Origin of the sequence: Alloalcanivorax venustensis (assembly GCF_047495515.1) — a bacterium.
Lineage (GTDB): Bacteria > Pseudomonadota > Gammaproteobacteria > Pseudomonadales > Alcanivoracaceae > Alloalcanivorax > Alloalcanivorax venustensis.
In genome coordinates this window covers 2775004-2800216 of record NZ_CP179934.1, presented here as the reverse complement: position 1 = coordinate 2800216, position 25213 = coordinate 2775004, and the positions used below count along the sequence as shown (strand labels likewise).

At 66.3% G+C, this 25213-nt stretch carries 21 protein-coding genes and 1 tRNA gene; 14 read left to right on the top strand and 8 right to left on the bottom strand.

All coding sequences use genetic code 11. The features are described 5' to 3' along the window. Positions 1-10: 10 nt before the first annotated feature. The 3 genes from ACMG4O_RS13115 to ACMG4O_RS13105 all read left to right on the top strand — a co-directional run bounded on the left by ACMG4O_RS13115 (position 11) and on the right by ACMG4O_RS13105 (position 1773). Positions 11-169: a YnbE family lipoprotein gene (locus ACMG4O_RS13115; protein ID WP_185956908.1), complete on the top strand. Its 159-nt coding sequence runs from the start codon at positions 11-13 to the stop codon at positions 167-169. Between the two features lie 21 nt (positions 170-190). Then, complete coding sequence (locus tag ACMG4O_RS13110; RefSeq protein ID WP_142948639.1) at positions 191-514, top strand: YdbL family protein; 324 nt, start codon at positions 191-193, stop codon at positions 512-514. A gap of 185 nt (positions 515-699) precedes the next feature. Next, positions 700-1773, top strand: a complete 1074-nt coding sequence (locus tag ACMG4O_RS13105) for an OmpA family protein (protein WP_414433920.1) — start codon at positions 700-702, stop codon at positions 1771-1773. Between the two features lie 58 nt (positions 1774-1831). Here the strand turns inward: ACMG4O_RS13105 and recD are convergent, their stop codons facing one another. The 4 genes from recD to ACMG4O_RS13085 all read right to left on the bottom strand — a co-directional run bounded on the left by recD (position 1832) and on the right by ACMG4O_RS13085 (position 11526). Further along, positions 1832-3736, bottom strand: a complete 1905-nt coding sequence (gene recD / locus ACMG4O_RS13100; RefSeq protein WP_414433919.1) for an exodeoxyribonuclease V subunit alpha — start codon at positions 3734-3736, stop codon at positions 1832-1834. Beyond that, positions 3726-7379, bottom strand: a complete 3654-nt coding sequence (gene recB, locus ACMG4O_RS13095; RefSeq protein WP_414433918.1) for an exodeoxyribonuclease V subunit beta — start codon at positions 7377-7379, stop codon at positions 3726-3728. Before recB ends, recD begins: the two co-directional genes overlap by 11 nt. Next, positions 7376-10765: an exodeoxyribonuclease V subunit gamma gene (gene recC, locus ACMG4O_RS13090; RefSeq protein WP_414433917.1), complete on the bottom strand. Its 3390-nt coding sequence runs from the start codon at positions 10763-10765 to the stop codon at positions 7376-7378. Before recC ends, recB begins: the two co-directional genes overlap by 4 nt. 101 nt (positions 10766-10866) lie before the next feature. Next, on the bottom strand, positions 10867-11526 hold the full coding sequence (locus ACMG4O_RS13085) for a LysE family translocator (protein WP_414433916.1): 660 nt from the start codon (positions 11524-11526) through the stop codon (positions 10867-10869). 162 nt (positions 11527-11688) lie between these two features. Here ACMG4O_RS13085 and ACMG4O_RS13080 point away from each other — a divergent pair, with 162 nt between their 5' ends. Beyond that, positions 11689-13098 (top strand): PLP-dependent aminotransferase family protein, encoded by a 1410-nt coding sequence (locus ACMG4O_RS13080; RefSeq protein ID WP_414433915.1) that lies wholly within the window; start codon positions 11689-11691, stop codon positions 13096-13098. Between the two features lie 39 nt (positions 13099-13137). Here ACMG4O_RS13080 and ACMG4O_RS13075 read toward each other — a convergent pair whose 3' ends face one another. After that, positions 13138-14493: a KamA family radical SAM protein gene (locus tag ACMG4O_RS13075; protein ID WP_414433914.1), complete on the bottom strand. Its 1356-nt coding sequence runs from the start codon at positions 14491-14493 to the stop codon at positions 13138-13140. Between the two features lie 311 nt (positions 14494-14804). Between ACMG4O_RS13075 and ACMG4O_RS13070 the strand changes: the two genes are divergently transcribed. Both ACMG4O_RS13070 and ACMG4O_RS13065 read left to right on the top strand, forming a co-directional pair. Beyond that, on the top strand, positions 14805-16259 hold the full coding sequence (locus ACMG4O_RS13070) for a phospholipase D-like domain-containing protein (protein WP_370201598.1): 1455 nt from the start codon (positions 14805-14807) through the stop codon (positions 16257-16259). 26 nt (positions 16260-16285) lie between these two features. After that, the gene (locus ACMG4O_RS13065) at positions 16286-16777 is read left to right on the top strand and encodes a hypothetical protein (protein WP_335629333.1); all 492 of its coding nucleotides are present in this window, start codon (positions 16286-16288) and stop codon (positions 16775-16777) included. 17 nt (positions 16778-16794) lie between these two features. Here ACMG4O_RS13065 and ACMG4O_RS13060 read toward each other — a convergent pair whose 3' ends face one another. Beyond that, positions 16795-16974 carry a PLD nuclease N-terminal domain-containing protein gene (locus ACMG4O_RS13060; RefSeq protein WP_142948630.1) on the bottom strand — a complete coding sequence of 60 codons (180 nt, stop codon included), beginning with the start codon at positions 16972-16974 and terminating at the stop codon, positions 16795-16797. Between the two features lie 139 nt (positions 16975-17113). Between ACMG4O_RS13060 and ACMG4O_RS13055 the strand changes: the two genes are divergently transcribed. The 5 genes from ACMG4O_RS13055 (at position 17114) to ACMG4O_RS13035 (ending at position 20039) form a co-directional block, all read left to right on the top strand. Beyond that, positions 17114-17190, top strand: a tRNA-Arg gene (locus ACMG4O_RS13055). A 104-nt stretch (positions 17191-17294) separates the two neighbouring features. Then, positions 17295-18254: an arsenosugar biosynthesis radical SAM (seleno)protein ArsS gene (gene arsS, locus ACMG4O_RS13050; RefSeq protein WP_370212294.1), complete on the top strand. Its 960-nt coding sequence runs from the start codon at positions 17295-17297 to the stop codon at positions 18252-18254. Beyond that, the gene (locus tag ACMG4O_RS13045; protein ID WP_142948628.1) at positions 18251-18955 is read left to right on the top strand and encodes a TIGR04283 family arsenosugar biosynthesis glycosyltransferase; all 705 of its coding nucleotides are present in this window, start codon (positions 18251-18253) and stop codon (positions 18953-18955) included. The genes arsS and ACMG4O_RS13045 overlap by 4 nt, the downstream gene beginning before the upstream one ends. Beyond that, positions 18945-19577 (top strand): TIGR04282 family arsenosugar biosynthesis glycosyltransferase, encoded by a 633-nt coding sequence (locus ACMG4O_RS13040; RefSeq protein WP_370212298.1) that lies wholly within the window; start codon positions 18945-18947, stop codon positions 19575-19577. Before ACMG4O_RS13045 ends, ACMG4O_RS13040 begins: the two co-directional genes overlap by 11 nt. Before the next feature lie 123 nt (positions 19578-19700). Further along, positions 19701-20039, top strand: coding sequence for an Hpt domain-containing protein (locus tag ACMG4O_RS13035; protein WP_194855400.1), 339 nt, complete (start codon positions 19701-19703; stop codon positions 20037-20039). A gap of 555 nt (positions 20040-20594) precedes the next feature. On the opposite strand, the gene fdxA is transcribed toward ACMG4O_RS13035, so the two are convergent. After that, positions 20595-20924: a ferredoxin FdxA gene (gene fdxA, locus ACMG4O_RS13030; RefSeq protein WP_067612130.1), complete on the bottom strand. Its 330-nt coding sequence runs from the start codon at positions 20922-20924 to the stop codon at positions 20595-20597. A 204-nt stretch (positions 20925-21128) separates the two neighbouring features. After that, the gene (gene mutS / locus ACMG4O_RS13025; protein ID WP_414433913.1) at positions 21129-23684 is read right to left on the bottom strand and encodes a DNA mismatch repair protein MutS; all 2556 of its coding nucleotides are present in this window, start codon (positions 23682-23684) and stop codon (positions 21129-21131) included. Between the two features lie 200 nt (positions 23685-23884). Between mutS and ACMG4O_RS13020 the strand changes: the two genes are divergently transcribed. Genes ACMG4O_RS13020 through ACMG4O_RS13010 form a run of 3 tightly spaced genes read left to right on the top strand, consistent with a single transcriptional unit; the run spans position 23885 to position 25168 of the window. Continuing rightward, positions 23885-24337: a helix-turn-helix domain-containing protein gene (locus ACMG4O_RS13020; protein WP_142949624.1), complete on the top strand. Its 453-nt coding sequence runs from the start codon at positions 23885-23887 to the stop codon at positions 24335-24337. A 55-nt stretch (positions 24338-24392) separates the two neighbouring features. After that, the gene (locus tag ACMG4O_RS13015) at positions 24393-24572 is read left to right on the top strand and encodes a YhfG family protein (protein WP_370184586.1); all 180 of its coding nucleotides are present in this window, start codon (positions 24393-24395) and stop codon (positions 24570-24572) included. Beyond that, the gene (locus ACMG4O_RS13010) at positions 24548-25168 is read left to right on the top strand and encodes a putative adenosine monophosphate-protein transferase Fic (protein WP_370184589.1); all 621 of its coding nucleotides are present in this window, start codon (positions 24548-24550) and stop codon (positions 25166-25168) included. Before ACMG4O_RS13015 ends, ACMG4O_RS13010 begins: the two co-directional genes overlap by 25 nt. Positions 25169-25213 lie beyond the last annotated feature (45 nt).

The window sequence follows — 25213 nt, the reverse complement described above, 5'->3', positions numbered from 1 at the left end:
CCTGGCGCTGATGGTGCCTCTGGCCGTTGCCTGCACGCCGCGGGTGGCGCTGGAAGCCCCCAAGGAGCCGATCACGATCAACCTCAACGTTAAGATCGATCATGAAATCCGTCTTAAGGTCGAGAAGGATATTGACGACCTGTTCAGTGAAGACAGCGAGTTGTTCTAGGGTAGGGATCAGGAGATAAACATGACATTCATTCGACACCTGCTGTTCGCGGTCACCCTGGTTTTCGCCGGCGCGGCGTTTGCCCTGGACCTGGACAGCGCGAAAAGCCAGGGCCTGGTGGGCGAGCAGCCGAACGGCTATCTGGGCGTGGTCAAGGCCACTTCGGAAGCGGTGGAGCTGGTCTCCGACGTGAACGAAAAACGCCGTGAGGCGTATCAGCGCATCGCCCGGGAAAACGGTATCAGCCTGGAGCAGGTCGCCAATCTGGCCGGCCAGAAAGCGATCGAGAAAACCCCATCCGGCGAATATGTGAAGACCCCCACCGGGCAGTGGGTGACCAAATAAAAGGTTTCCCAAAGCAGGCGCCCGGTTAAGGGGTTTGAACGTCCGGTAACACCGGGAAACAGGATTGTAATAACGGCGTAAAATCCGCTTGGATTTTCGAAACTGTTTACGTTTTCCCATCCCCAAGCTGCCCTTTGCGGCTCAGAATTGCTGATGTTCAGCACTGATTCGCAAAGGAGCTTGCCATGAAGAAGTCAATGATGACCGCGGTGCTTGCGTCACCGCTTCTGTTTTCCCCCGCGTTCGCCGATGAAAACGTGCCGGATACCTACGGGTACATCGGCGGGCACGTCAGCCAGTATTTTTTCTACGATAACGAAGTGACCGGGGACGTGGATGGTTTCGACGACTCCGAGTTCTTCGGCGGCCAGATCGGCTGGCGCTTCAGCCCGCGCTGGTCGGTGCAGGCCTGGTATGAAGAAAACGACGAGGTCGAGCATAAATACACCGACCGCGAATCCGATGTGGTCAACTACTACGCCAGCCTGCGTCACCATTTCGATGAAACCAGCCTGCTCGGTTTCGAGCCCTACATGGGTTTGAACGTGGGCACCCAGGAAATCAACGACAACGAAGAAACCATGAGCGGCGTGGAGATGGGCATCCAGCGCGCCTTCTTCAAAAACGTGCTGCTTGATCTGGGCACGCGGCATGCCTACAGCAGCGACCGGGAATTCTGGGAAGGCCAGGTCTACGCCGGCGTGAACCTGATGTTCGCGGTCAGTGGCCGCGAGTCCGACAGCGAGCCGCGCACCGCCGTGGACGAACCCGCCCAGGTGGTCAGCAAGGACAGCGACGGCGACGGCGTGATCGACGCCCGCGACGATTGCCCCGGCACCGCGCCGAACGCGGTGGTCGACGACCGTGGTTGTCAGGTCTACGACGTCCGTCGGGAAGAGACCATCAAAACCATCTACTTCGAGTTCGACCAGTCCGATATCCGTGACCAGTTCAACAACGAAGTGCGCAGCGCCGCCGAGAAAGTACGCGACGGCGACGGCAACCGCATCCGCGTCGAAGGCCACACCGACAGCATCGGCACCGAGGAGTACAACCAGGGCCTGTCCGAGCGGCGCGCCAACTCGGTCCGTGACGAGCTGATCCAGGAGTACCAGGTGGAGAGCGGCGTGATCGACACCCAGGGCTACGGCGAACGCCGTCCGGTGGCGCCCAACGACACCGCCGAAGGCCGCGAGCAGAACCGCCGCGCCGACATCGTGGTTGAGAGCGAAGAGAAGGAAGCGCAATTCAAGGAGTGATTCAGCTGCCTTGCTCAGCGAACCCGTGGGGCGGCTTTTGCCGCCCCTTTTTTGTGGGTTAACGGTTCAGTTTTTGCCATAGGCCCGAGGCGCGCCAAGTGCGCCGTCTAACGGCGTCGGCAAGCACGGTGGGGGGGCCGTATTCGATCAGCGTGAAAGCCTGCTTGGCGCGGGTCACGGCGGTGTAGATCAGCTCCCGGGTCAGCAACGGATGGGGATGGTCCGGCAGCACCAGCAGAGTGTGGCCGAACTCCGAGCCCTGGGCCTTGTGCACGGTCATGGCGTAGACGGTGTCGGCGCTGTCCAGGCGGCTCGGCAGCACCCACTTGATGCGCCCGTCAGGCAGCTGGAACGCCACCCGCAGGCCGTCCGGGTGGGGCAATGTCAGGCCCACGTCGCCGTTCATCAGGCCCAGTTGGTAGTCGTTGCGGGTCATCATCACCGGCCGGCCCGGATACCAGTCGTGGTCCCCGGCCAGACCTTCGCGGCGCAGGCGCTCGGTGATCGACCGGTTCAGCGCGTCCACGCCGAAGGGGCCGCTGCGCAGGCCGCTGAGCAGCTGCTGACCGGTGAGCTGACGCAGCCGTTGCGCGGCCCAAGCATCAGGGTGGGCGTCGTCGGGGGACGCGCCGACTTCGGCGAACAGCGCCCGCAGGCCGGGGTGCTGGCCGTCGCCGTCCAGCACCAGGTCGGTGAGCGCGTCAGTTTCTTCACCCAGGGACAGGCCGCGCAGGCCGGGCCGCTGCTGCTGGAACACCCGCGCCACCGCCGCCGGGTCGCCGCCGTTCACCGCCAACGCCAGCTCACCGATGCCCGGCGTGTCCTTGAACCGCCAGTTGGTGCGCAGCATGGCGGTCTGCTGGGCGAGGGCGGCGCCGTCGCCGGCCCAGGGGCTGACGTCGGCGCCGCAGGCCTGGCGCAGGTAGGCCACCGTGTCCGGGGTGTACAGGCCCTGGTCCGCGTCGCGGCACAGGTCGCCCATTACCGCGCCGGCTTCCACGCTGGCCAGCTGGTCCTTGTCGCCGAGCAGAATCAGCCGGGTATGTTGATCCAGCGCGTCCAGCAGGCTGGCCATCATGTCCATGTCGATCATGCTGGCTTCGTCCACCACCACCAGGTCCGCGTGCAGCGGGTTGTCGCGGTGGTGCCGGAAGTGGCGGCTGTCCGGGCGGGTGCCGAGCAGCCGGTGCAGGGTGGTCACCTCGGTGGGGATGGCGTCGCGCACCGCCGCGTCCACCGGCAGCTTTTGCAGCTGCTCGCCGATCGATTCGGTGAGCCGCGCCGCCGCCTTGCCGGTGGGCGCCGCCAGCCGCATGCGCAGGCGCCGGCCGTCCGCCATGGCCAGGCTCTGCAGCACGCCCAGCAGGCGCACCACGGTGGTGGTTTTGCCGGTGCCCGGGCCGCCGGTGATGATGCCGATGCCGCCACGCACCGCCAGCGCGCAGGCCACCTGCTGCCAGTCGGTGTGCGCCCCGTCGCCGCCCGGAAACAGCCTGGCCAGGGCCGCGCGCAGCGCGTCCACCGGCACCGGTTCGCCGCCCGCCAGGCGCGCCTCGATGGCCTCGGCCACCGCCTGCTCCCGGGACCAGTTGCGGCGCAAATAAAGCCGGCCGCCGTCCAGCACCAGGGGGGTGCCGCCGTTCTCGCTGACCAGCGCACTCTGTTGTAAGTGCCGAAGCCAGTCGTCCACGCCGCCGGGCAACAGGGCGGTGAGCGCCGGCGGCGGATTGCTGCCCCACAGCTGGGTGGGCAACTCGCGGTTGTTCAGGTCCAGGCACAGGTGGCCGCTGGCCTGCTGGTTGCTGGTGAAGGCGGCGAGCAGCAGGACTTCGTTGCCGGCCTCGGGGCATTGCTGCTGCAGGAAGCGGGCCACCGCCACGTCCAGATCCCGGAGCAGGCCCTGGTCGCGCAGCTGCGCCAGCGCGTCCTGCCAGTCGAGCGTGGCGAACAGATCAGTTTGCATGGGCGCCTCCGAACTGCGCGTCCAGCGCTTCAATCAGGGCCGTATCCGGCCGGTCGAACACGGTGCCCGCCGCCGGGCCCCGCAGGCCGCGCAGGAACACATAGACGGCGCCGCCCAGGTGCTGCTCCGGGTCGTAGCCGTCGCCGAGGCGGCTGCGCAGCAGGCGGTGCAGGGCGAGCAGATAGAGCACGTACTGCACCTCGTAGCGCTTCTCCAGCACCGCGTCGGTCATCGCGTCCCGGGTGTAGGCCTGGTCGTCGGCGCCCAGCCAGTTGGATTTGTAGTCCAGCACGTAGTATTTGCCGTCGTGCTCGAACACCAGATCGATAAAGCCTTTCAGCATGCCGTTGAGGGTGTCCGCTTCCAGCCGTGGGCGTGGATGCTGCGGATGAATATGCCGGCGGATCAGGGCGTCCATCTCCGCCACCTTGACCCGGTGGGCGGGGAACACGAATTCCAGTTCCGGCACATAGGTGTTCAGCGTCGCCAGGCTGATGCGCCCCTCGGCCAGCGGCAGCTCGGCCCTGAGGGTCTGTTTCCACCAGTCACGGATCACGTCGCTGTGGTCCTGCCAGCCCCGGGCGCGCAGTTTCTCTTCCAGGTTGAGATCGAAGTCGGCGGGCTCGGCAAGGGTCTGAGCAAAGCGCTGGTCGGCGGCCTGCTCAAGCAGGTCGTGCAGCAGGGTGCCGGGCGCGGCGCCGCGCGGGAAGGCGTGGATGCTGTCCGGCCGTGGCGGCTGGTTCACGTCCGCCGGGTCGCTGTCCTCGTTGTGCTGTTCCGCCAGTTGATCGCCGCGCGGATCCGCCGGGGCCAGGGTTTCCTGAACCTGTTTCAGGGCGCTGTAGCTGGCGATCCACCAGGGCTCCCGCTGCCGGGCCGGAAGCCGCAGCTCGTCGCTGAGCGTCATGGCCTGTTCCGTGGGCCGGTAGACCTCCAGGTCGCTGTCCGGCGGGGCCATCACGGTGATGGCGTCGCAGGCCAGCGGTGCCAGCGCCGCCATCAGGCCGTCGTTGGCGACGCCGCCGCCGAACAGCAGACGCCCCACGGCGCTGCGTTCCAGGTGGTTCTGTTTGCCGCGCCCCTTGATGTAGGGCGCCAGGCCCAGGGTGCAGGCGTGGCGGGCGCGGGTCAGCGCCACATAGAGCAGGCGCATGTCCTCGGCCAGCCGCTCGTGGTCGGCCTTGTGCTCGACGCTGTCGTCCGGCTCCAGGGACACATTGAGGTGGTCGTTTTCGTGGTAGCGCAGCGGCGGCTTGTTCTTGTCCGCCGGGCGGAAGCCGCAGATAAAGGGCAGGTACACCAGCGGGTATTCCAGGCCCTTGGACTTGTGGATGGTGATCACCTTGACCCGGTCGTCGTCGCTTTCCAGGCGCAGGATGCTCTCCTTGCTGCCGGAGCGCTGCTCTTCCACGGCGCTCTCCACCGCGTCTTCCAGATAGCGGATCAGCGACTGCTCGCCGTCCAGGCGGGTGGCGGCCTGCTGCAGCAGCTCGGCCAGGTGCAGCAGGTTGGTCAGGGCGCGCTCGCCGTCCAGGCTCTGGCTGAGCCGGGCGGGCACCTGGAACTCCATCAGCAGGCCGCGCAGCATTGGCAGCACGCCCTGGGTGCGCCACTGGTGGCGGTAGCCGTGGAACTGCTCCACGGTCTTTTCCCAGCGCACCTCGTCCTGGTTGAGCGCGTCCAGCTCCGCGTAGGCCAGGTCGAGCACCGAGCAGGCCAGGGCGCTGCGCACCCGGCTGTCGGATTCCGGCGCCGCGCAGGCGTGCAGAATCAGCAGCAGGTCGAAGGCTTCCGGCTGGGCGAACACGGAATCCTGATCGGACAAATAAACGCTGCGCACCTGGCGTTCCATCAGCGCGTCGCGCACCGCCTTGGCCTCAATGCGGTCGCGCACCAGGATGGCGATGTCGTTGGGGTGCAGCGGGGTGAAGCCGTCGCCGTCGCGGAAGCCGGTGACGCCCTGTTCCGCGCCGTTGAGCAGGTGGGCGATGTGGTTGGCGCAGCGGGCCGCCTGCTCTTCGCGATAGGGGCCGGCGCTCACCGGTTTGTCCCGGTCCTCCACCCACAGGGTGACGCCGGCCTTGGGCGCACCGTCCACCAGCAGCTCTTCCTTGCGCCCCTGGGCTTTCACCGTCTCGAAGGGGATGGCGTTGTCCATCATGAAGACATCGCCGAACGCCTCCTGACTGTAGGTGAACAAATGGTTCACCGCCTCCACCATGGCCTCGGCGGAGCGGAAGTTCTTGTCCAGGGTGTAGTGGTTGCCTTCGGTGGCGCGGCGCGCTTTCAGATAGGTGAAGACGTCGGCGCCCCGGAAGGCGTAGATCGCCTGCTTGGGGTCGCCGATCATAAACCAGCCGGTGCGCTTGTCAGCCAAGTCCGCCTCGCGGCCCCCGTACAGCGCCGAGAAAATCCCGTACTGGGTGGGGTCGGTGTCCTGGAATTCGTCGATCAGCGCCACCGGGAACTGGGTGCGGATCACCTCGGCGAGCCGCTCGCCGTTGTCGCCGTGCAGGGCATCGTGCAGGCGGCTGAGCATGTCGTCGAAGCCGATGGTGGCGGTCTGGCGGCGCACCTTGTCCACCCGCTGATGAATCCAGGCGGCGGCGTGGGCGAGCAGATCCGTGCGCGGCAGGCGGGTGTTGGCGCGCCCTTCCATGACCGCGTCCAGGGCCTGGCAGAAAGCGAAGTCCGGTCGGTGGGCCTGGCCCGCCTTGGTGAGCTTCATGCCGTCGTGGGAAAACTTCGCCAGCGTCTCGTAGCCCTTGTCGTTCAGTCGCTCGCCGTTGGCGTAACGCTGCAGGGTCTGCAGCATGCCCGGCAGGCTGTTAGTGCGGTAGCTGTTGCCGTTGAGCCATTTGTTGTCGCGCGCGGCGCGCACCCATTCCAGAAAGTCCGGCAGTTCGGCGGCCAGCTGTTGCCGCGCCCGCTGCTCCGTGTCCGCCTGCGGGCCGGTGAGCGTGAGCCAGTGGCGCACGCTTTGCGGCAGCACGTCCGGGTCCGCTTCGCGCAGGCCCAGCAGCGGGCGGCAGGCGGCCAGCAGGGCGTCCGGGTTGCCCAGGTTGTCGCTTTGCAGGGCATTGGCGGCGCTGACCGGGAAATCGGCGATCACGGTGCGCCAGTAATCGCGGGCGGCCTGCTGCTGCTCGTCGCTGGCGTCCTCCTGCAGTTCCAGGCTGAACAGGCTGCCGGAATCGAAGGCGTGCTGCTTGAGCATGCGGTTGCAGAAGCCGTGGATGGTGTAGACGGCGGCTTCGTCCATCCATTGCGCGGCGGCCTCCAGACGCTGGGCGCAGCGGGCGCGTTGCTCGGGTTCGCGGTAATCGTTGAGCAGCTCGGCGAGCACCGGGTCGCTGGCTTCGGCGTCAGGGTCGGCGAACAGGCGGGCGGCTTCGGCGAGGCGGTGGCGGATACGCTCGCGCAGTTCCTCGGTGGCCGCTTCGGTGAAGGTCACCACCAGGATTTCCGGCGGCAGCAGCGGCCGGTGGAAGGCGTTGTTGTGGTCCCCGTCGTCGCCGTGGCCCAGCACCAGGCGCAGGTAGAGGGCGGCCAGGGTAAAGGTCTTGCCGGTGCCGGCGCTGGCCTCGATCAGCCGGGTGCCGTGCAGCGGGAAGGTGATCGGCAGCGGTCGTTCAGCGTTCATGCCGGCTCCCCCGGTTCGTGCCATTGGGCGTGCGCGTACAGCGGCGCGTAGAGCTGCCCGGTCCAGTATTCGAAGGCGCTGAGGTCGCCGTGGCGGGGCGCGAGCAGGGCGTCGAAGCCGGTCCAGGCGCGCGCCAGGGCCGGCTCTTTTTCCTGTTCGCCGGTGTGCATGAAGCCGGATTCGAACTGCTTGCGGGCCTCGTATTCGCCGTTGTCCTTCTCCTCCCCCTTGAGCCAGGCGAACGCGGTGGCGCAGGCGATGGGCAGCGGCTCACACAGGGCCTGGCGCCAGGCCTGGCCGATGCGGTCCAGGTGCTGCTGGGCGGCGTCGCGGGCCAGCGGCGGCAGGGTCAGGCGGCCGTCCTGGCCCTGAAGGTGCGTGGTCAGTGGGTGGCCGGCGGCGCAGGCGGCCAGGTGCAGGGTCCACTCCGGGGTGACCTTGTCGAAGCGGTCCTTGAGGCGGCCGGTGTGCAGCACCAGCCGCCGCGGGTCGGCGTTGCTGCCGCGCAGGTCGGTGAGCCAGTCCTCGATCAGCAGCGGCCCCGCCTGCAGGCGGATTTCCTGCTGCGCCCGCCGTTCCCCGCATTCGGCCAGCAGGGCGAAGTACTGCGCCAGCGGCTGGGACAGCGGCATCAACAGGCTGTCGCGGCTGCCTTCGGTGAACGGCGCCAGGGGCAGGTCGCCGCTGCCGGCGAGCCGGTCCAGGCCGGCGGCCATGGCGGCGTCGGCCTGGTCGGGGCCGGCGCGCAGGGCCTCGCTGAGCAGTTGATCCTGCAGCTGGAAGCGTTGCAGACCGTCGAAGGCGAACGGCTCGGTGTCGTCCAGCACGCGGCGTTCCTGTCGGAGCCGGGCTTTCAGACGGTGCTCGAAAAAGTGCGCCACCGGCTGCTTGAGAAAGCGGCCCAGGGCGGCGCAGGTGACCGGCTCGCCGGTTTCCAGCGGCGCCAGCGGCTGTTCATTGCGCGCCCGGGGCGCGTCGCCCTGGTGCAGGGCGCGCCATTCGTTGGCGTAGGTGTGCAGCCGGTCATCGTCGGCGTCGAAATAGTCCGGGCTGAACGGCTGCAGCGGGTGCGCCACGGTGAGGGCGTCCACCGGTTCGCCCCGGTCCACGCGCCAGCGCTGGTTGATGTGGTCGCGCAGTTGCGCCACCAGCACCGAAGGCGGGCGTTCGCTGTTGTCGCGCACGTTGCGGCCGGTCCAGCTGATGTAGAGGCTGTCGCGGGCGCTGAGCAGGGCCTCCAGGAACAGGTAGCGGTCGTCGTCGCGGCGCGAGCGGTCGCCGGGCCGGTAGTTGCCCCATTGGCGCATCAGGTCGAAATCCATGGGCTGCTGCTGACGCGGGTAGTCGCCGTCCTTCATGCCCAGCAGGCACACATGGCGGAACGGGATAGCGCGCATCGGCATCAACGTGCAGAAGTTGATGCGCCCGGCCATGAACCGCTGCGACAGGCTTTCCGCGTTGAGGGCGTCGAGCAGCGGCCGGCGCGCCACGGTGAGCGGCAGCGGGCTGTCGAAATCCGCTTCGTCGCAGGCGGCGATCCAGTCGTTGAGGGCGTCGCGCAGGCCCGCGTCCAGGTTCTGGTCCGCTTCGTCCACGGGCAGGAACAGATCGTCGAGCAGGGCGGTGAAGCGCTCTCGCCAGTCGCGGGCGCCGCCGTCACGGCGGCATTGGCGCCAGTGGTGTTCCAGGGTGTCGAGCAGGCGCGCCAGGCGCCCGGCCAGCTCGGCGCCCAGGCCGGCCACTTCGTCCAGCGGCTCGATGCCCATCCAGGCCGGGCCGTCGCCGAGCAGGTAGCCGGCCAGCATGCGTTTCAGGCCGAACGCCCAGCTGTTCTGCTCGAAGCCGGGCACGTCCAGGGTCTGCCGCTGCTCGCTGTTCAACCCCCAGCGGATGCGCGCCTGGTCGATCCAGCGGGCCAGCTGCGGCAGGTCGCTCTCGTCGATGCCGAAGCGCTCGCGCACCGCCGGTACGTCCAGCAGGTCGAGGATATCGGTGGCGGTGAAGCGCCACTGCGGCAGATGCAGCAGCGACTCGATCGCCTGGGCCAGCGGCGAGGCGGCGCCGGCACTGCGGTCGCTGAGCGTGTAGGGCAGGTAGCGCGCGTCGCCCGGATCCAGGCGGCCGAACACGGCGTCGATGTGCGGGGCATAGGCTTCGATGTCCGGCACCATGACGATCACGTCGCGGGGCTGCAGGTCCGGGTCGGCGCTGAAGCGGTCGAGCAGCTCGTCCTGCAGAATCTCCACCTCCCGCTGGGCGCTGTGGCCGATGCGGAAGCGTAGCGAGCCGTCGGCTTGCAGCGGTGGCCGCTGATCCGGCGACGGCAGCGGCTCCAGGTCGAGAATATCCTGCTGCAGCCGTTGCAGCAGGGTGCGCGGTTCCAGGTTCTCAAACAGATCGATCTGATTCTGAAAGGCGCTGCGGTAGCTGTCCGGGTCGTCGTGGTCGTAGAGCAGGCCGATAAAATCGCGGCCCTGCTTGCCCCAGGCGGCCAGCAGCGGATTGACCGGGTTGTCCGGCAACGCGGTCAGGTGACGTTTGCGGTTGTCGAGCTGACGGCGCAGCAGCTGTTTGTCCTCGACGATGTCGGCCCAGTAATGCTGGCAGGGGTTCTGCACCAGCATCAGGATCTGGCAGTGGCGGCTGAGCGCCGCCAGGGCTTCCAGTGCCTGCTGGGGCAGGGCGCTGATGCCGAAAATGATCAGCCGGCGCGGCAGCCCCGCCGGCGGCGTATCCTGTTGCAGAGTGTCCTGTTGCAGGGTGTCGACGAAGGCCCGGTGAATGGCGCTGCGGCTGAGCCCCTGTTTGTCCGCCTCCATGTCCGCGAGCAGGGCGCGCCACAAATGCGCCTGCCACAGCTGGCTGGCGGGGAAGTCGTCGAAGCGGTCGCGGTCCTCGGCGCGGCGCAGCCGGTCGTCGCCCCGTTCCCAGTCCGCCAGCCAGTCGGCCCGGTAGACCTGGTAGGCGTCGAACAGATCCGCCAGCCGTTCCGCCAACTGGTGGCGTTTGCGGCCGTCCACGTCGTCGGCCAGGAAGTGGCGCAGCGGACCGAAATGGGGGGCGTCGAGCAGGGTGGGCAGCAGCCGGTACAGGCGCCACAGCAGCCGCGACTTGTCGAACGGCGAGGTGCGTGGCACCCGGTCTTCACCGAGCGCGGTGCGGTAGGCGCTCCACAGAAAGCGGGCAGGCATCTGGAACTGGAAACCGGCGCTTATGCCCAGCGCCCCGGCCAGCTGCAGTTTCAGCCACTGGGCCATGCCGTTGGACTGGACCAGGAAGATCTCCTCGTCCAGCGGCGCCAGCGGGTGTTGCCGCAGCCAGTCCGCCACCAGCTCGGTGAGCGTCTCCAGCCGGTTGCCGTGCAACACCATGAAACCGTTGTGCATCGCCGCCTTCCCCTGAGCATCCCGTATCCACGGCCCGGGCGGGCCGCCCGCCAAGCCTAAGCGACTCACCCGCAAAGAAAAAGTGTCGGCCGCCGGGGTGGTCACATAACGCTCAGCCACCACTGCGGCGGGGTCGCGGCGGGCGCCGGCAGCGGTGGCGCCTCGGCGCTGAAAAAGACCGGATACAGCAGCGCTAGCAGCAGCACCGCCATCGCCCGGTTGAAGTGGCGGAGCCGGTGCCCCTGGTGCAGCCGTGCCTTGAGTACCACCCCGCCCAGGTTCCAGGCGCTGATCAGCGGCAATCCGACCAGCAGATAACACAGGGCTACTAACGCCACGTCGGCGACGAACCGGGACGGCTCGGTGAAGGTGGCCAGGGCGGTGAGCATCATCATCCAGGCTTTGGGATTGACCGCCTGGAACAGGGCCGCCTGGCTAAACGTCAGCGGCCGGGCGGCGCGCTGATCCCCGGGCCGGGTCCGGGCACTGGCGAGCCGCCAGGCCAGCGTCAGCAGAAACCCGGCGCCGATCAGCCGCAGCCCCCAGTTCAGGGCCGGGTAGTGGGCCAGCAGCCCGCCCAGCCCCAGGGCCAGGCTCCACAGCAGGGCCTGACAGCCGAACGCGATGCCCAGCAGGTGGGGCAGGCAGGGCCGCCAGCCGACGTTGGCGCCGGCGGCCATCAACATCAGGTTATTGGGGCCGGGGGTGCCGCTCATCACGGCGACGAAACCGATCAGTGGGAGAAGGTGTTCCAGGGTCATGCGTGGGCTCCTGATCCAGAGGGATCAGGTTAGGTGGACACCCTGAGTCAATACAGATATAAAAAGTAGAAATTGAACCGGTACAGATTGTTGTGAGGGAGAACTGTGCCGTTCGATTTCACGGCAACTGTGCTGGCAATGAAGTGATGAGGGACGGCGGTCATGGGATACCCGAACAAGCGCTACGAGCAACTGGCGGACCAGCTGCAGACGCTGATCCGCGATCAGGTCTATCCGGTGGGCAGCCGCTTGCCAGGGGTGCGCAAGCTCGGCGAGCAGCATGGCGTGAGCGTGGCCACGGTGGTGAGCGCCTGCCGGGAGCTGGAGCAGCGCGGTGTGCTGGAGGCGCGGCCGCGCTCCGGCTTTTTCGTGTGTCCGCCGCTGGCCCGGCGGGACGCGCCCAGCCTGCCCCGCGCCGGCCGCCGCCCGCGCCCGGTGACCGGCCAGGAGCGGGTGCTGCGCATGGTGCAGGCGGTTAACGATCCGGCGGTGGTGAACCTGGGGGCGGCGGTGGCGGACCCGGATTTCCAGCCGGTGGCGCATATGGAGCGGGCCTTCCGCACCGTGCTGCGCGAACAGCGTCGCCGCTGCGTGGGCTATGAGTTTCCGCCCGGGGCGCCGGAGTTGCGCGCCGGCCTGGCCCGCCGGCTGGCGGCGTTGCGCTGCCCGGTGTCCCCGGATCAGGTGCTGATCACCAACAGCTGCCAGGAGTCCGTCGCCATCGCCCTGCGCATGCTGACCCGGCCGGGGGACACCGTGGCCATTGAGTCGCCCACCTACTACGGCCTGCTGCAGGTGATCGAATCCCTGGGCCTCAAGGCCCTGGAGATCCCCACCGACCCGATCCAGGGCCTGTCCCTGGAGGCGCTCACGCTGGCGTTGGAGCGCTGGCCGGTGGCCGCCTGCGTGATGGTGCCGAACTTCTCGAATCCGCTGGGCACGCGCATGCCGGACAGCCGCAAACAGGCGCTGCTGCGTCTGCTGACGGACCACGACGTGCCGCTGGTGGAGGATGACATCTACGGTGACCTGCCGCTCAGCGGCACGCGTCCGCTGCCGATCAAGGCCTGGGACCGGGACGGCCTGGTGTACTACTGCTCGTCGTGCTCGAAGACCTTGTCGGCGGGGATGCGCGTGGGCTGGCTGGTGCCCGGGCGGGATTTTCAACGGGCGCAGTATCTGCAGTTCATCAATACGGTATCGGTGGCCACGCCGTCACAACTGGCGCTGGCGCATTTCCTGGAAAAGGGTCACTACGACCGTTATCTGCGGCGGGTGAGAAGCCTGCACGCCAAGGCGGTGGCGCGCATGACCGACCGGGTCACCGAACTGTTTCCCACGGAGACCCGGGTCAGCCGGCCCGAGGGCGGTTTCGTACTGTGGCTGGAACTGCCCGGCCGGGTGAATACCACCGAGCTGGCGGAGCGGGCCCTGGACGCGGGTGTGAACTTCGCGCCGGGGGCGCTGTTCTCCGCCTCCGGCAAGTTCGATCACTGTTTGCGTTTGAACTGCGCGGTGCGCTGGGACAGTCGGGTGGAGCGTGCGCTGGCGCGGCTGGCCGCGTTGCTTTGAACGTCGACCGGCCGCTCCCGCGCCTGACGGGCTGCGTTCTCAGCCTTCCATGGCCGCCAGCTCGTCATCGAAGAAGAACTTGTCTTCGCCGAACGCCGGCTCCAGGTGGTTGAGCCAGGTGGCGTCCTCGTTGTACTTGGCGAAGAACGGGCGCTGTACCCAGTCCGGGTTGCGGCCCTGGATCAGGCGCAGCACGAACACCTTCTCGCCGGCGACTTCGGTGACGCCCTGGATTTCCACCTTGCCCGGGTGGCTGGACATGCTCGGGCCACGGGCGGTGCGCGCCAGGCCGGAGACCTGCTTCATGGCGTCGCGGTAGATATTCCAGGCGCGGGCCAGCGGCACTTCGAAGTAGCGGCGCGCGCCGGTGTCCCGTTCCACGAACATGTAGTAGGGGACGATGCCCAGCTCCACCTGGGTCTGCCACAGGCGCGCCCAGTCGTCGGCGTTGTCGTTGATGTGCGCGAGCAGCGGGCCCTGGGCGCGGATCTGGGCGCCGGTTTCGCGTACCCGGGCGATCGCTTCCCGGGCGATGGCCGGCTCCAGCTCGCGCCAGTGGTTGTAGTGGGCCATCAGCGCCAGGTGCTTGCCGGCGGCCTGCACTTCACGGAACAGGTCGAGCAGGTCGTCGGCGTCCTTGTCGGAAACCACCCGCTGGGGCCAGAAGGTGAGCGCCTTGGAGCCGATGCGGATGGTGCGGATCTGCTCCAGCTCCAGCAGCGGTTCGATGTGGGCGCGCAGGTTCTTGGTCTTCATCACCAGTGGATCGCCGCCGGTGATCAGGATGTCGGTGATCTCCGGGTGCGCCTGCACATAGCGCTTCAGCTGGCCGGCTTCCTTGGTGGCGATCTTGAGATCGTTATCGCCGATGAACTGCGCCCAGCGGAAACAGAAGGTGCAGTAGCTGTGGCACACCTGGCCCTGACTGGGGAAAAACAGCACCGTCTCGTTGTACTTGTGCTGGATGCCTTCGATCTTTTCGCCGTCCACTTCCGGAATGTTGTGTTCCATCTGCCCGGCGGGGTGCGGGTTGAGGGCCTCGCGGACTTCGGCCACGGCGGCATCGATCTCCGCCTTGTCGCCGCCGCGCATGGCGTCGGCCACCTTGTCGAAGTGTTCCGGCGCCAGCATGCCTTTCTGCGGAAAGGTGAGCTGGTAGATCGGGTCGTCGGGCACACGGTCCCAGTCGATCAGTTCCTCGATCACGTATTCGTTGACGCGGAACGGCAGCACGTTGGCCACCACGCGCATGGCGAAACGGGCGTCATCGTCGAGGCGCTGCAATTGTTCGATTTTGTCCAACTGGCGTGCGGTGAACACCTTGAAGCGGCGCGGCTCCTGGGTGGCCGGCTCCTGATGTTCACGCAGCGGAATAACCGTATTGGCTTCTGACATGGTTTTCGCTCCTGATCATGCGCCGACGGCGACAAGGGGCGCGCCGGTACACTGGCCGCTTCAACCAGCGTGGTTCATGTTATATCTGTCTGCGTCGGGGGCTGACCCCATGGCCTTTTGGGCCGGATAAGTACCCCTGCGGGCCGAAATGGCCAGGGGCGGCGCGTCGTTAACGCGGCGGGTGTAAAGCGGCGCTATGGTATGCGTTTGCGCGTCCGAGCGCAAAACGGCGCCGCCGGGGACGGACGCCCGGCGGCCCTGGTGTATGCTGGGCCGCGTGCGGACGGGGAATCAATCGCAAGGGAGAGAGCATGCAGGAATGGGTCGCCGGCGCGGCGTCGCTCGTGGAGTGGCTGATCGCCTGGCTACAGGTGTTCTGGCCCGCCATCGTCGCCACCGCCGGCGTGGTCGCGGCGGTCTGGGTGACGCTGCATGTGGCGCAGCACAAACGGGATGCCCGCGCCGCCGCGGCCTGGACCGGCCTGGTATGGCTGGTGCCGCTGGTCGGCGCCCTGCTGTATCTGCTGTTGGGGGTGAACCGCATACAGCGGCGCGCCCGCCAGCTCACCGGCGGCGGCGCCATTGATGCCGCCCTGAGCGCCGGCCGGGATCAGGGCACGCCGCTGCAATCCGACCGCCTGCGGGTGCTGGCGCGGCTGGTGGGGCGTCTCACCGGCCTGCCGCTTACCGGCGGTAACCGGGTCACGCTGCTGGAGGCCGGGCCGGCGCTGGCGGCGATGATCCAGGCGGTGGACCAGGCCCGTGACAGTGTGTTGCTGGCCACCTATATCTTCGGCAACGACGCCGCCGGCAAGCCGCTGGCGGAGGCCCTGGAGCGGGCGGTGGCGCGCGGCGTGACCGTGCGGGTGCTGGTGGACGGCGTCGGCGCGCTCTATTCGCTGCCGCCGATCACCCTGCGCCTGCGCCGCCGGGGCGTGCGCGTGGAGCGCTTTCTGCACTCCATCGCCCCCTGGCGAATGCCTTACCTGAACCTGCGCAACCACCGCAAACTGATGGTGGTGGACCGCTGCATCGGCTTCACCGGCGGTATGAACATCCGCGCCGGCTACCTGCGCGAGCCGGCACACATGCAGGACCTGCACGCCCGGGTGGAGGGCCCCGCGGTGGTGCATCTGCTGCGCAGCTTCGTCGCCGACTGGGCCTTTACCTGCGGCGAGACCCTGGATGACAACTACCTGGGCGCCCTGGAAGCGGGCGACACCCTGGCGCGCGGTATCAACGCCGGCCCGGACGCGGATTTCGACAAACGCCGGCTGACATTGCTGGCGGCGATCGGCGCCGCCGAGCACGAAGTGCGCATCGTCACGCCGTATTTCGTGCCCGACCAGACCCTGCTGGCGAGCCTGCAGCTGGCGTTGCTGAAAGGGGTGCGGGTGAACATCGTGGTGCCGCAAAAGAACAACCTGCGGCTGGTGCAGTGGGCCAGCCTGCACGCGCTTCGCTGGCTGGTGCGCGAAGGCGCGGAGCTGCATTTCTCGGCGCCGCCGTTCGATCACACCAAGCTGATGACGGTGGACGGCCACTGGGTGCTGCTGGGCTCGGGCAACTGGGACGCGCGCAGCCTGCGCCTTAACTTCGAATTCGATATGGAATGTTATGATGACCCCCTGGCGGAGCAGGCCAACGATTTGATCGACCGCCGCCTGCGCGGCGCGCGCCGGGTCGGCGAGGCGGAGTTCCGTGCCATGGGCCGCTGGCGCCATGTGCGCAATGCGCTGGCACACCTGTTCGAGCCCTATCTATAACCCTTTTCTGGCAGTGAGGATGTTGCATGCGTTTGCCCCGCGACCCGGAGCTTCCGGCCGGCTTGAAAACCCTGTCCCGATTGCAGTTCATCCACGGCTTCGTGGTGGTGGCGGTGGCCACGGCGATCTGGCTGCCGTCACCGACGGTGGCGCAATCCTGGGTGACGCTGGTGGCGTTGCTGGCGGCACTGCACGTGCTGCTGCAGGTGGGGCTCTATACGGGCTCGGCGCTGGCGCGGGAGGATGCCGGCTTGGTACCGATGGCGGCGTTGCTGCTGGTGGCCGCCTGTGCCACGCCGTTTCTGCCGGCCTGGGCGTCCACGCCGCTGATGGCGGTGGCGGTGATGCTGCTGTTTCTGATGGAGAAGGTGGCGGCGGTCCGCGAACACTGGCCGCAGGCCTGGCTACGCGGGCGCAAACAGCATATGCAGTTTCTGATGGTGTCGCTGGGCAGTGTGGGTTTCTGGCTGATCAGCCAGGACAATCAGGCGTTGATAAAGGCGGCGACCGGCGGATAGCGCCGGTCGCCGTGTCGCTACTTCTTGACCGGTGAGCCCGGGCCCAACAGCGCCCATATCACCAGGCCGATCACCGGCAATACCAATACCAGGATCACCCACAGAATCTTCTCGCCGGTGGAGGCGCCGGACTGAACGATCTTGATGATCGCCAGAATATCCAGCACCAGAATGATTAAGCCGAGTATCTTGCTCATGTGCCCGCTCCCTAGGTTCATCGAATGGATACCTCGACGCTAACCACACTCGCCGCCCCGGTAAACCAAACGAAGGTAAAAGCCCGTAAACCCACGCACTGGCATCACGCGCCGAGATAATTACAATACCAACCCTTACGCTCCGGTAGCTCAGTTGGATAGAGCAAGCGCCTCCTAAGCGCTAGGTCGCAGGTTCGACTCCTGCTCGGGGCGCCATCTTTCCTGGTTTTTCGGATAAACCCTCGCCGGATTCCCCTGTTTGACGTAACGTTTCCCTTTAACGTGCATCCATGGGCGTATTGGAAGTAGAGGAGCGCACCATGAAGGACACCCGAGGGCTTTTGCTCCGCAGTGGTACCGACTTCCCGGCGCTGCGCCGGCGCCACACCAGCATTCTGCAGGTCAATCTCGGCTATCTGTGCAATATGAGCTGCGTGCACTGCCATGTGAACGCGGGCCCGACGCGCACCGAAATGATGCAGCGCGAGACCATTGAGCAGATCATCCAGGTGCTGGACCGGGGCCGCGTGGAGGTTCTGGACCTGACCGGCGGCGCCCCGGAAATGAACCCGCATTTCCGCGATCTGGTGCGCGCCGCCCGGGCCCGCGGCGTCACCGTGATCGACCGTTGCAACCTGACCATCCTGCTGGAGGACGGCTATCAGGATCTGCCGGAATTTCTGGCGGAGCAGGGCGTGCAGATCGTGGCGTCGCTGCCCTGTTACCTGGAAGAGAACGTCAACGAGCAGCGCGGCAAGGGCGTCTACAGCAGCAGCATCGAGGCGATCCGGCGCCTGAACGCGGTCGGCTATGGCGACCCGGCACTGCCCCTGGACCTGGTCTACAACCCGGTGGGCGCCCATCTGCCGCCGCCGCAGGCGGCCCTGGAGGCGGACTACCACCGCGAGCTGGACCAGCGCTTCGGCGTGCGCTTCAACCGCCTGCTGACGATCACCAATATGCCCATCAGCCGTTTCGGGGCGGTGCTGCTGGCGCATAACCAGTTCAACGATTACATGCAGTTGTTGCGCGACAACTACAATCGCGACAATCTTGAAGCCGTGATGTGCCGGAATACCCTGAGCGTGGATTATCAGGGTTACCTGTACGATTGTGACTTCAACCAGATGCTGGATATGCCCCAGGGGCACCATGATCGGCGCCCCCACGTCAGCGAGCTGCTCGACGCCGACAAGGAAGGCGAGCCGGTGTACGTGGCCGATCATTGCTTCGGGTGCACCGCGGGGTCCGGCAGTAGCTGTGGAGGCGCTTTGGGATGAACCTGAGTGTGGTAATTCCGGTGCTCGACGAGGCGAAATGTCTGGGGCCGTTCCTGGAGATGCTTCGTGAACGCCTGGGCGAGGGCGATCAGATCATCGTGGTGGACGGCGGCAGCAGCGACAACAGCGCGCTGATCGCCCGTGAGCACGCCGACTTGGTGCTGCACTGCGACCGTGGCCGGGCCCGGCAGATGAACCTGGGCGCCGAGCGCGCCGAAGGCGACTGGCTGTGGTTCCTGCACGCCGACTGCGGCCGGGTGGTGCGCGGTCACATCCGCGCCCTGAGAGCGCTGCCCGAGGACGCCGTCTGGGGCCGCTTCGACGTGCGCCTGTCCGGCAATCACCGCCTGTTCCCGCTGATCGGCCATGCCATGAATATCCGCTCGCGCTGGACCGGCATCGCCACCGGCGACCAGGGCATCTTCGTGCGGCGCGACCAATTCCTGGAAATGGGCGGCTTCCCGATGCAGCCGCTGATGGAAGACGTGGCCCTGAGCCAGCGTCTGCGCCGCCTGGCGGCGCCCGCCTGCCTGCGTCCGCGGCTGGTGGCCGACAGCCGGCGCTGGGAGGAACACGGCGTGTGGCGCACCATGATGCTGATGTGGCAGCTGCGCTGGCGCTACTGGCGCGGCGAGGACCCGGCCCGGCTGCACCGCGACTACTACCGCCAACATTACCGTCAGCAGCACCATGGCGGCTGAGCGCGCGCCCGCCATGGATACCCTGCTGCTGGTCTTCGCCCGGGCCCCGCGCCGGGGCAGGGTGAAGACCCGCCTGGTGCCCGAACTGGGCGAGGACACCGCCCTGGACGTACACCAGCGCCTGCTCGACCGCACCCTGCGGGAGGCCGCCGCTTTCCCCGGCCGCGCCAGGCTGATGCTCGACGATCATGACGACCGGCTCGCCGCCCACGCCCGGGAAATCGGCCTGGAGGTGGGGCTGCAGCACGGCGGCGGACTCGGCGAGCGCATGAACGCGGCACTGCGGGACGGCCTGCAAGAAGCGGCCCGGGTGCTACTGGTGGGCAGCGATTGCCCGGTGCTGGACCAGACCTACCTGGCACTGGCCGTGGACGGGCTCGACAACGCCCGGGTGGTGCTGGGCGCCAGCGAGGACGGCGGCTATGTGTTGATCGGCGGCAGCGACGCCTCGGTCTGGCACGACGGACGCTTCGAAGGGGTGCGCCTGGGCACCGATTATGCCATGGCCGATACGCTGGTGGCGCTCAACGACGTGGCCCCGGTGACCGTACTGCCGCCCCTTTGGGACGTGGATATCCCCGAGGACGTGACCCGCGCCCGCAACCTGGGTGTGTTGCCCTGAGTCCCATTCCCGGTACTTCCGGCTTCCTGAACCCCGCGCTTCCGGCTTAGTATATTGGCCTTCCAGGTGGTCCTTTAGGCTTATCATCGGAATCCGGGCCGCCTTCAATCAAGGGAGTGAGACATGGAACAGCCACCGGTGCTCGACAGCGCCGTTATCAATGAACTTCGAGAAATCATGGGGGGCGACTTCGACACCCTGGTCGCCTCCTACATCCGCGATGGCGGTCAGCGCCTGCAAGCCCTCCACGACGCCCTCGCCGCCGGCGACGCCGAAGCCGTCCGGCAGCAGGCGCACAGCTTCAAAGGCAGCAGCGGCAATCTGGGTGCGTTGCGGGTAACGGGCATCTGCCTGGAAATCGAGCAATACGCCCGCGAGCGGGACCTGGCCGCCGCCGGCACCCTGATGGAGGCCCTGGAAAATCAGTTCCAGAAGTCCTGCGACGCCCTCGGCGCCTGTTGAGCGGGCAAAAAAAACCCCTCATCCAAAGGGGGTGGATGAGGGGGGGTTGTGAGCGCTATTGCTAGCGCCTTGGGGGGATACCATTTATCTAATCAAAAGGTTACATGTCCCACTTTGCCCATGCTGTAAAAAGCCGTGAGCGATTGTAAAACTTGGCGGCTTTGTGGCACCGCTGTGTGTCCCGGAGGCCTTAAGGCACCGGAACAGCCTGCTGAAATGCTCTGAGTTTGTAAGCAATATCTTACAAGACTGTAAGCATTTCTACCAATCTTCTGTCCTCGGATGCCGTCAATTTTTATCGGCGAATTCGCTAAGCTATTGATATACCTGGGGAAGAGCCGAAAGAGCTCATTTCTTGTCCGCAGTTTTTATATATCTTTAACCCTTGCCGGCCTCCGCGATTGCTATAGTGCCTCCCGTGCTCATGGAGAAGAGCACACGGAAAGCTAGGGACGGTGGACACGGAGGTTCTAGGTGAGCGCAATCGGGTAAGGAACACTCGACGCAAAAAGGGCGGCAGGATGCCGCCCTTTCTTATTTCAGGCTACCCGCCGGTTACCACTCGCGGGCGAGCTTTTCCTTCTTGTTGGGGACACCGTCCCACTCTTCCGCATCGTCCGGGGAGTCCTTCATCTCGGTGATGTTGGGCCACTTCTCCGCCAGCTCCGCGTTGATTTCCAGGAAATCCTGCTGGTCGTCGGGCAACTCGTCTTCCGAGAAGATGGCGTTCACCGGGCATTCGGGCTCGCACAGGGCGCAGTCGATGCATTCGTCCGGGTGAATCACCAGGAAGTTGGGGCCTTCATAGAAACAGTCCACCGGACATACTTCCACGCAGTCCGTGTGTTTGCAGTTGATGCAGTTTTCACCTACTACGAACGTCATAGCCTGTCCTCGCCAGGTGTATTCTCTTTCCAGGGCCAGCACTGAATTCTATCAGATCACCGGCCCGCTTGGGGTATATCGCCAGGGGCGCCAGCCGCTCGGCGCGTGACCCTCCCTCGGGGCCGCGCTAGTCTACCCGACTGTGCCGGGCTGGCAAGCGCCGCGGGCACCGCGATTGACCGAAGTGGTCAATGCCGCGGTTTATCAGTGGTCGCTTAACTGCTTCAGGCGGTAGAGCGCCTCCAGGGCCTGGCGCGGCGTCAGATCATCCGGGTCCAGATCCCGCAGCGCTTTATCCACCTCGCTGATGGCACCGAACATGTCCGCCTGGGCGGGTGCTTCGGAGTGGGCCGCCGGCACCGGCCGCTCACCGCTTTCCAGTTCCGCCAGCTTGTCCGCCGCCTGACGGATCACGCCGGCGGGCACCCCGGCCAGCTGCGCCACCTGCAGGCCGTAGCTGCGGCTCGCCGGCCCTTCCTGTACCCGGTGCAGGAAGACGATGCGGTTGTTGTGCTCGCTGGCGGTGAGATGGGCGTTGTAGACGCCGGGCAGATGCTCCGGCAGCTGCGTCAGCTCGAAGTAATGGGTGGCGAACAACGTGTAGGCGCGCAGATTGCGGGCCAGATGCTCCGCCGCCGCCCACGCCAGGCTGAGGCCGTCGAAGGTGCTGGTGCCACGGCCGATCTCATCCATCAACACCAGGCTTTCCGGCGTGGCGTTATTGAGGATGTTGGCCGTTTCCGACATCTCCACCATAAAGGTGGAACGGCCGCCGGCCAAATCGTCGGACGAGCCGATGCGGGTAAAGATGCGATCGATCTTGCCGATGCGGGCGCTGGCGGCGGGCACCGCGCTGCCGATGTGGGCGAGCAGGGCGATCAGCGCGGTCTGGCGCATGTAGGTGGACTTACCGCCCATGTTCGGGCCGGTGATGATCACCATGCGGCGCTGGTCGTCCAGCTGCAGGCTGTTGGGCACGAAGGCGTCGTCCATCACCTGTTCCACCACCGGGTGGCGGCCGTCGACGATCTCGATGCCCGGCTCGTCCACCAGATTGGGGCGCACCCAGTTCAGGGTTTCCGCCCGCTCCGCCAGACACGCCAGCACGTCCAGCTCGGCCACCGCCGCGGCGCTGGCCTGCAGTGGGCCGAGATCGGCGGCCAGCTCCTCGATCAGCGCTTCGTAAAGCCGCTTCTCCAGGTTCAGCGCCTTGCTGGACGCGGACAGCGCCTTGTCCTCGAACTCCTTCAGCTCCGGTGTGATAAAGCGCTCGGCGTTCTTCAGGGTCTGGCGGCGCTGGTAATCCACCGGCGCCTGGTCCGCCTCGCGGCGGGACAGCTCAATATAGTAGCCGTGCACCCGGTTGTACTTGACCCGCAGCGTGGAAAAGCCGGTGCGCTCACGCTCGCGGGTTTCAATGTCCACCAGCACCGCGCCGGCGTTCTCGCTGATCGAACGCAGCTCGTCCAGCTCTTCGCTGTAGCCCGGCGCGATCACGCCGCCGTCGCGGATCAGCATGGGCGGGTTCTCGATCACCGCCCGTTCCAGCAGCGCCACTTTGTCCGGGAAGTCACTGAGCCGGTCGTGCAGCCCCTGGAACACCGCGTCGTCGGGCAGGGCGGCGTGCAACTCCGGCAGCGCCGACAGGCTGATGTGCAGCCGCGTCAGGTCGCGGGGCCGGGCGGAGCGCAGCGCCACCCGGCCGAGAATCCGCTCCATATCGCCGATCCGGTCCAGCACCTGGCGGGCCGACTCGAAGCGCCAGCCGTCGCGCAGCGCGGCGATGCGGTCCTGGCGCTCACCGAGCACCGAGCGGTCGCGCAGCGGCCGGTGCACCCAACGCTTGAGCAACCGCGACCCCATCGCCGTCTCGGTGCTGTCCAGCACCCAGGCCAGGGACGGCTCCTCCTGGCCGGTGAGGGTTTCGGTGAGCTCCAGATTGCGGCGCGTGGCGGCGTCCATGGCGACGCCATCGTCGAACGCTTCCAGGGTCAGCCCGGTGACATGGGGCAGGTCGCTGCGCTGGGTCTCCCGGGCGTACTGCAACAGCGCCCCGGCCGCCGCCACGGACGCCGGCGCCGGCTGCCCGAAGCCGGACAGATCCTGCACCTGAAACTGCTGGCAAAGCTGCCGGCGCGCGCCCTCCGCATCGAAATCCCAGGGCGGCCGCTGCCGGCAACCGGGCCGCTGGCTCAGCGGGCCCGGCAGGCCGTGGTCCTCGCTGATCAACAGCTCCGCCGGCTGCCAGCGCTCCAGCAGCGCCTGCAGTTGCTCGTGACCGTCCACCTGCGTCACCACGAAGCGCCCGGCGGCCACGTCCAGGCTGGCCGCGCCGATGCGCGGCCCGTCCTCATAGAGCGCGCACAGCAGCGTGTCGCGGCGCTCCTCCAGCAACGCCTCGTCGCTCACCGTCCCCGGCGTCACGATGCGCACCACCTTGCGCTCCACCGGCCCCTTGGCCAGCGCCGGATCGCCGATCTGCTCGCAGATCACCACCGACTCGCCCAGCTTCACCAGCCGCGCCAGATAGCCCTCGGCGGCGTGGTATGGAATCCCCGCCATGGGAATCGGCTTGCCGTTGCTCTGGCCGCGCTGCGTCAAGGTGATATCCAGCAGCCGCGCCGCCTTCTGCGCGTCGCCGAAAAACAGCTCGTAGAAATCCCCCATCCGGTAGAACAGCAACTGATCCGGATGGTCGGCCTTCAGGCCGAGGTATTGGCGCATCATGGGCGTGTGCCCGGAAAGGTCGTCCATTGCCATAAGCGCGGTATCGCCTGTTTTCTGAAGAGTGGTGGCGCCCCGGCGGGTAACGGGACGTAAGCGGGGCAGAATAGCAAACCCTTGGGGCGGGCTCTATTGGTGGGGCGCGATGTCGCAGATGCGCCGAAAGTAAGGCGGCTTTTCGTTTATTTCGATTAAATTGACGGTGCCGTCAACCTACTTGTTATCAAGAGGTACTCATGAACACCGCGTCGGACCACAGCAAGCTCCCCGACCCTCAGGCTACGGATCTGGCTCGTGAGAGCTCCGCCGCTCTGGCGAAGTTGCTCAAAGATCATCCGGAGCAGGATCGCGCCAGGGTTCGTATGGATGACACGGATTTGGTGCTGCCTCGGCATGCCCTGGAGCTGTTGCGCAATATTCTCACCGAAATGGCCCAGGGCAACTCGGTAACCATCATGCCCGTCCACGCGGAGGTAACCACCCAGGAAGCCGCCAACCTGCTCAATGTATCCCGGCCTCACCTGGTCAAACTGCTGGAGGAGGGTGCCATCCCCTTCAGCCGGGTCGGAACACATCGTCGCATCCGCTTTCAGGACGTGATGGAGTACCGGGCAGCCCGAACCGCCGAAAGCGAAGCCGCCCTGCAGGCGCTGGCGGATCAGGCCCAAGAGCACGATATGGGGTACTGATGCGCTAGAGGCGATTGATTTATGATATAATGACGGGGCGACAGACGGGTGAGTTATGGCTGATAAGACATTGACGCTAAAAGCCAAAAAGAGCTACCACGCAAGGGTCCGAAGCTCCAACTACCGGGCGAGTATGCGGCTGGAGGGCTTTCAGGTTAGTAAGGCCGCCCCCGTGGCGCCATCAACTTCTCGACAGGCCGTAATCAATAAATATCGTGCGAAGGTGAAGGCCTGAGTACTGATAAGTACGGGGTTGCCCAGGATCCACACTGTTATCCGGGAACCTCGACGCTGATCAACCGCCTTGGACTAATGGCGGACGATGAGCTAGCGGAGGCTGAACGCGAACTGACCGCGATAGCCGCCGACGAAATCGATTTTAATCCGCCTCCATATTCTCTTGATTATCTCCAAAGCCTGCACCGCTACCTGTTCCAGGACATCTATGACTGGGCTGGCGAAATCCGCACCGTGGACATCTCCAAAGACGACACCCGCTTTTGTACTGTTACCCGTATTGAAGCGGAAGCCGAGAAAATTTTTGCGAGGCTCGCCCAGGATCGTTGGCTTGAGCACTACGAACGGGCTGACCTGATCGCCGCCGTGGCTGAGTATTACGGTGATATCAATATGTTGCACCCTTTCCGGGAAGGAAACGGTCGCGCCCAGCGGTTGATGTTTGAACATTTGATCATCAATGCCGGCTACGAGATCAGTTGGTGGGAGGTCGAACCAGAGGATTGGCGGCTGGGGAATATTGATGCCGTGGCCTGTGATTACCGGCGCTTGGAAGCCATTTTCGATCGGTGTATTGGTCGGCGTATTCAATGACGCTGCGCGTCCGGCGGCGATGAGCCGCCGGGCGCAGATCTGACG